Annotated in this window: 6 protein-coding genes; 2 read left to right on the top strand and 4 right to left on the bottom strand. The window is 68.3% G+C overall.

Features of this window, described 5'->3' with window-relative positions:
- Positions 1 to 144 precede the first annotated feature (144 nt).
- Positions 145 to 462: a hypothetical protein gene (locus ACIGO6_RS41290; RefSeq protein ID WP_399885892.1), complete on the bottom strand. Its 318-nt coding sequence runs from the start codon at positions 460 to 462 to the stop codon at positions 145 to 147.
- Positions 463 to 464: 2 nt separating this feature from the next.
- The gene (locus ACIGO6_RS41295) at positions 465 to 950 is read right to left on the bottom strand and encodes a helix-turn-helix domain-containing protein (protein ID WP_019329405.1); all 486 of its coding nucleotides are present in this window, start codon (positions 948 to 950) and stop codon (positions 465 to 467) included.
- 783 nt (positions 951 to 1,733) lie between these two features.
- Here ACIGO6_RS41295 and ACIGO6_RS41300 point away from each other — a divergent pair.
- Positions 1,734 to 2,852 (top strand): hypothetical protein, encoded by a 1,119-nt coding sequence (locus ACIGO6_RS41300; protein ID WP_399885895.1) that lies wholly within the window; start codon positions 1,734 to 1,736, stop codon positions 2,850 to 2,852.
- Positions 2,853 to 2,877: 25 nt separating this feature from the next.
- Here ACIGO6_RS41300 and ACIGO6_RS41305 read toward each other — a convergent pair whose 3' ends face one another.
- Entirely contained in the window at positions 2,878 to 3,102 is a 225-nt protein-coding gene (locus ACIGO6_RS41305; RefSeq protein WP_399885897.1) for a hypothetical protein, read from the bottom strand.
- Between the two features lie 463 nt (positions 3,103 to 3,565).
- A complete protein-coding gene (locus ACIGO6_RS41310) occupies positions 3,566 to 4,759 on the bottom strand; it encodes an FAD-dependent monooxygenase (RefSeq protein ID WP_399885899.1) in 1,194 nt (397 codons plus the stop codon).
- Positions 4,760 to 4,861: 102 nt separating this feature from the next.
- Between ACIGO6_RS41310 and ACIGO6_RS41315 the strand changes: the two genes are divergently transcribed.
- A complete protein-coding gene (locus ACIGO6_RS41315) occupies positions 4,862 to 5,578 on the top strand; it encodes a TetR/AcrR family transcriptional regulator (protein WP_399885900.1) in 717 nt (238 codons plus the stop codon).
- Positions 5,579 to 5,940: the final 362 nt, after the last annotated feature.

Below are 5,940 nucleotides of genomic sequence, written 5' to 3' on the forward strand. Positions count from 1 at the left end.
ACCCCCCCCCTGTCAGCCATCTTGACAATCCGTGGCTGTTGGTGGTCCAAACCCACACAAACTTTTTTGTGGGGGGGGGTGGGGCCCGGGGGGGGGGGGGGGGGCGGGGCCCCCCCCCCCGCCTCTCTCGACTGGTGTGCTTGCTCAGCCGGTCGGTCGGTTCAGCAGGGGGACCACGACTTGACGCGCAGTTGCCGCCTCGCCCAGGCGGAAGAACTTCACCTGGCCCATGGTGTGCGTGCACTCCAGGTAGCCCGCTGCCTCGAGCTCGCGACGTGCCCGGGAGAAGTGCGGTGCGGGTACGCCAATCCGCTCAGCCAGCTCGGCCGCGGTGCGCTCGACGCTGTTGTCCAAGCCGCCCAGGATCGCGTAGGTCATCAGCACGTTCTGCTTGAGGTGAGAGAGATCGCTTATACGTGCCTGCAGGGCTTCGAGCTCTGGGTATGGACTGTTGCGTGCCATGGTCAGGCCCTTCGTCGCTGCGCCGGACGGCCCGGCAGGGTCGGCAGGTGGTAGGCGGCTGCCTCTTCGGATTGTTCCCGTCCGGAGAGACTGGAGACGATGTGCGGAGTCACCCGGTACTTGATGGTCCGGCCGATCACGTCGGCCACGAGGAGCATCTTGTGCTCGGCGAGCTTCTTCGCCATCCTCCTCGTCGCTTGCGGGGTCAGTCCGAGGAAGTCGGCGGCCTCCACTGCTGTGGCGCCGCCCTTCCCGTTGTACGTCATGATCCCGCAGTAGAAGAACAGCCGAAACTCGTTACCGGTGATCCCCGAATCAGCGGCGAGCATGGCGAGGACTCGTTCGAAGCTGAACTGCCCGTGCCGACCGCCGAAGGCGTAGGAGCGGCGTGGGGCGCCCTCGTCCTCTGGTTCCAGCAGCTCGTGGACCTCACCAGTCGCGGTGTTGACCAGCGCGCGGCTGCGTCCACTGCGCCCCTGATTTGGCACTTGCGACCCCTGACCTGGGCTTGTCTCTGACGACCGTCACATTACCAAGGACGACATGTCGTGTGTGGTAACCGAGGGAACGTGGCGTTTCCTTCACGTCCCCCTACCGACATGTCGCTGAGGGTCATCGAAGGAATCCTGAGGTTCCTTCGATGACGTACGGCGCCATGTCGCCATCGGTCGTCGAAGGAAATGCCCGGTTCCTTCGATGACCACTGACGACATGACCACTGACGACATGTATCGGCATCCTAGTGTGCTCATATCGGCATCTCAGAGTGCCGATATGAGCATCGCAGGATGCCGATATCGGCATCCCTGGGTGCCGATCGAGCATGAGATTTCGCAGGTCAAAGCCTTGCGGGGGCTACGCCCTCTCTGTACATGGGAAGGAAGCCAGCAAAGGAACTCCCCGTACGGGAAGCCCTGCGGTACTCGCGCAAGGGCTCCGTTCCTCAGGGGTGCCCCTCAAGCCGTCGATACACCTCAACTAGTGCCACCTACTGCTCTGAGCAGTTACACAGCGTGGCGAAGGTCGGGTGTGGGTACGGAGGCATACGCGCGCCAGCTCGGAAATCTGCAGGTATCGCTTGGGCGGGCTTTCGCTGGCTGAGGACCACACTCTGGTTGTGCTCTGACGGTGAGGTGCGGACCTGCTGACGCCTCTGTGCATGGGCTGCCTGAACTATCACGCCGTGATAATTGTCGGCTCCACCACCAAACCCGTTGGCCCGGTCTCTGTCGGTCTGCGACGATGCCTGTCGTTTCCCCAGCGGAGGGCTTGTGACCGTTTTCGTGTGTGCGGGATGCGGTGCCACGCTGACCGCCCTGCTGTCGCAGGTCGCTCTGCCGCCCCACGCACATCAGCGGTACGGAAACGGAGTTCAGCTGCCGGTGCTCATGGAGCCAGGCACGTTCGCCGTGGAGCCGGAGCTCTGGGGACCACCGTGGCGCAGGGGGGAGGACGCCGATCCGAGCCAGATGACCGCCCCCGGTATCCACGCGTCGGTCGACCGGCACTCGGACGGCGCACCCGGCTCCGTCGTCATCGCCCCTGGCGACACCCGCGGCACCATGCTGATCCCGGAGAAGAGCAGCGGCCATTGCTGTGGCCTCGACGGAGCCGATGGACCCAACATGGCCTGCGAGGCGTGCGGCCTGCCTGTGGCAAGCAGAATCGACGACTGCTCGCTCTGGCAAGCGGTGTGGCTCGCCCCGAACGCCGTACGTCGCCACCCCGTCGTCGACGCCGCCGACACCGACACCGGACCGCTGTCCTGGGCGGAGCTGATGGCCGAGGGGAGTGCCACGCCTCCGTACGAACCCATCACCTCGTGGGGCGGGCGGCAACTGGGGCTGTACTACTGGTGGTCATGGAGCCCACGGTGGGAGGCGGCAGCCGGCCGGGCGCTCGCCCACCTGCTGGCGGTCTCGGAGGGCCGACCCGTCTCCGTCCCGCACGGCCTGGCCGAGGAAGTCTTCCAACGCACCCTGGACGCACTGCTGTCCACGGACGCCCCGGCGCTTCGTGCCGCCCTGGCCGGACCGGATCTGCCCGCTCCGGACACGGACGCGGGCATCCTCCTCGTACCGGACCATCCGCAGACCGGGGAAGTCTGGGACCCGGCCGGGGGCACCTCGGCCCACCTGGTTCCGCTGCCGTTCGGGGTATGGCTGTGGCTGGCCTTCCCCGAACCGTACCTGCCCGCCGACCCCTCGCCGGAAGCCCTGCCCGGCGGGGTCCTCCGCGACGACCCACCCGCACCGCACCCCTGCCAGCTGTTTCGGATCGACTCGGGAGTCTTCCAGCACACCCTGGCTCGACTGCCGGCCGCCCGCGCCCCGTGGCTGCGCGAGATCCTCGAAAACGTCCCGAAGTACGTCGGCACCGGCCTCTTCTGAGTTGGCTCTCTATCTTCCGTCCACGTCATAGGTCATAGGGCGGGGACGGACGGTCCCAGACGGCGTCCGACCGGTTGACGATCTTGCGAAGTTCACGGGCGCTCCGTGGGGACAGAGCCCGCGTCACGGTGTCGAGGAGGGCACGGGCTTCAAGAGGGTCCCCGCAGCAGTACCAGTGCACGTTGCCCCACTCGTAGTCGTGCCACAGATCGCGCTCGGGCTGGTGGACGTACTTCTTCCACAGGCCCACAGCCGTGCTGACATCGCCTGGCTGCAGATAGTTGCGGGTGTGCTCGAGACGGGCGATCTCGGACAGGGCACGCGAAGACAGGCCGTCGACTGCTGGCCTCGCCCTCGTTGTCGGTTGGCTGCCGGGGATACCGGCGCGGATCTGCCCTGGCCGTCTACGCGGCATGGGCCTTTCGGTTCGTCGTCATGCGATGCATGGTGTCACTGTGTCGAACGGCGTCTCGAACGAAGTTTCCTGAACTCCGCCGCCGCGAAGGCAGCCCCGTTCGCCTCTGCCTCCGCCTCATACACCCGGAAACCACTGTCGACGGGATCGCAACCCGCCTCTTCGAGAGCGTCGAGCTGGCTCTGCGGGGGCCTTCACCTCCAGCTCGGCGCGGAGATGGGGGACGAGCATGAAGCGGCATTTATGAGAGCCGCCGCCCCACCACCACAGGGCCTCTCCTCAGTGAAGGCCGCTTCAGTCACCAGCTGACGCGGCTGGAGTCGGCTGGATAGTCGGGCAGGGCCACGGTGCTGCTGACCTTCTCGCCCAGCTTGAGCATGCCGTTCAGGAACAGGCGCCGGGACAGCAGGGCGTTGCGGAGACGTATGCCGGTCGCGGTGGCGGGGGCGAGGAACTTCCCGGTGCGGTCGCCGCCTGCCTGGCAGCCCTCGGCGTACTTGCGGAGCCTGCTCTCGTAGCGGGCGAAGGCCGCCCGGTGATCGCCCTGGGCTCGCGCAAGTTCGCCGGCCAGGACGTACGCGGCCACCACCGCGGTTCCCGTGCCCATGCCGCCGATGGTGGCCCCGCAGGCGGCGTCGCCGACGAGGCACACGCGCCCGGTGGACCAGGTATCCACGTCCGCCCGGCTGATCGAGTCGAAGTACAGGTCGGGGGCCTGGTGCAGCGAGTCGAGCAGGCGGGGCACCTCCCAGCCGAGGCCGGAGAACGCGCCTGCGATCAGACGCTTCTGCTGTTCGGGGTCGTGGCGGTCGTACGACAGCTTCGGCGCGGCGAAGACGAAGAACGCCCCCGCCCGTGCCGGCTCCCGGTGGTCGGCGCCGACGGAGGCCAGCCGCCCCGGCACGTTGTACCCGACCGAACCCGTTCCCGCTCCCAGGTCGTTGGGCAGCTGCCAGGTCGCGGCGTAGTAGCCGAGGTGGCTCACGTAGTCCTCCTCCGGTCCGAAGATGAGGCGACGGACGTTGGAGTGCAGTCCGTCCGCACCGATGACCAGGTCGAAGTCGCGCGAGATTCCGCTTCGGAAGTCGGCCCGCACGCCGGAGGAGGTCTCGGTGAGGCTGACGATCGAGTCGCCGAAGATGTACTCGGTGCAGGGGGCGCTGTGCTCGTAGAGCACTCGGGCCAGGTCTCCGCGGAGCACCTCTATCTCACCGCCGGCGAACTCGGCCGGCAGGTCCAGCAGCGTGCGGCCGCGTTCATCGACGAAGCGCATCGGGCTGCCACCGGTCTGGATGCGGCGCAGTTCGGGAAGCAGGCCCATGCGTTCCAGCACGGTCAGATGCGCATCTCCACGGAAGTCGACGGCCTGGCCGCCCTGGCGCAGGGCCGGGGCCAGTTCGACGACGGTCGGCCGGAAGCCGTGGCGTCCCAGCCAGTAGGCCAGCGCCGGGCCGGCGATGCTCGCGCCGGAGATGAGGACGTTCCTGTTCACGGGTTCCCCTCCGCTCAAAAAACTGTGTCCAGCGGACACTGATATTTACTGTGTACCGTAGACACAGTTGATTCGGCAAGGCAGGGCAGGAGGGCGGCAGACATGGGTGGCGAGCACGCCGAGGTGGTGCGGCTGCTGTGGGGTCCGCACCCCAAGCCCGCGCGAGGCCCCAGGCCGGCACTCGACTTGGACCGCATCGCGCGGGCCGGGATCGAAGTCGCCGACTCGGAGGGGTTGGCCGGTGTGTCCATGCAGCGGGTCGCCGCGCAACTGGGTGTGACCAAGATGGCGCTGTACCGGTACGTGCCGGGCAAAGCCGAGCTGGTTGCTCTGATGGTGGACGCCGCGATCGGCCCCTGCCCGGCGGCGAAGGCGCGGCGTGGTGGCTGGCGTGAGCAACTGGAGGAATGGGCCCGCCGGCTGCTCGCTGTTTTTCGTCAGCACTCGTGGGCACTGGACGCCACTGTCGGGCCGCGGATCATGGGGCCTGGAGAGCTGTCCTGGCTGGAGCATGCCGTGTCCGCCCTGGACGGCACCGGATTGAGCGGTGCCGAGCGGATGGACGCGGCTGTCCTGCTGGTCGGTCACGTACGCGGCATCACCCAGCAGGCCCGTGCGGCAGGCCCCGCAGGCAACCCCGAAGCCCAACTGGGCGCCGTCCTCGGCGTTCTGATGCAGGCGCACGGCGAGCGATTCCCCGCGCTCACCGCAGCCCTCGCTTCAGCCGCCCAGTCCGACGGGCAAGATCAGGCATGGGATTTCGGCCTGCAGCGGATCCTGGACGGCTTGGCCGCACTCATCGACCAGCGCGCACGGTGACCGCGGCCCGGATCACAGTCGTCCCGCTTCCCTGCTTGGCGCCGCACAGTGACAAGCGCACCGTCGTACCCGTGACCTGCACGTCACCGGGTCAACTCGCGCTCCCTGTTTGTGAGCAGGGGGCCCACCGGGGCCATGTGACGGGCCGGTGGATTATCACGCCGTGATACTTGCTGAGGCTCAGCGGAGCCGTGACCGAACGCTCCCTGTAGCTCCCCTCGTGGGGGGGGGGGGGGGGGGGGGGGGGGGGGGCGGGGGGGGGCCGGGGGGGGGGGGGGGGGGGGGGGGGGGCGCGCGGGGGGGGGGGGGGGGGGGGGGCCGCCCCCCCCGCGCCCCCCCCCCACGACCGCGGCCGCCAGGAC

Origin of the sequence: Streptomyces sp. NPDC053750 (genome assembly GCF_044544295.1) — a bacterium.
GTDB lineage: Bacteria > Actinomycetota > Actinomycetes > Streptomycetales > Streptomycetaceae > Streptomyces.

Coding starts and splice junctions, on each gene's coding strand:
- ACIGO6_RS41290 (WP_399885892.1), bottom strand. CDS start 462: ATGGCACGCAACAGTCCATACCCAGAGCTCGAAGCCCTGCAGGCACGT.
- ACIGO6_RS41315 (WP_399885900.1), top strand. CDS start 4,862: ATGGGTGGCGAGCACGCCGAGGTGGTGCGGCTGCTGTGGGGTCCGCAC.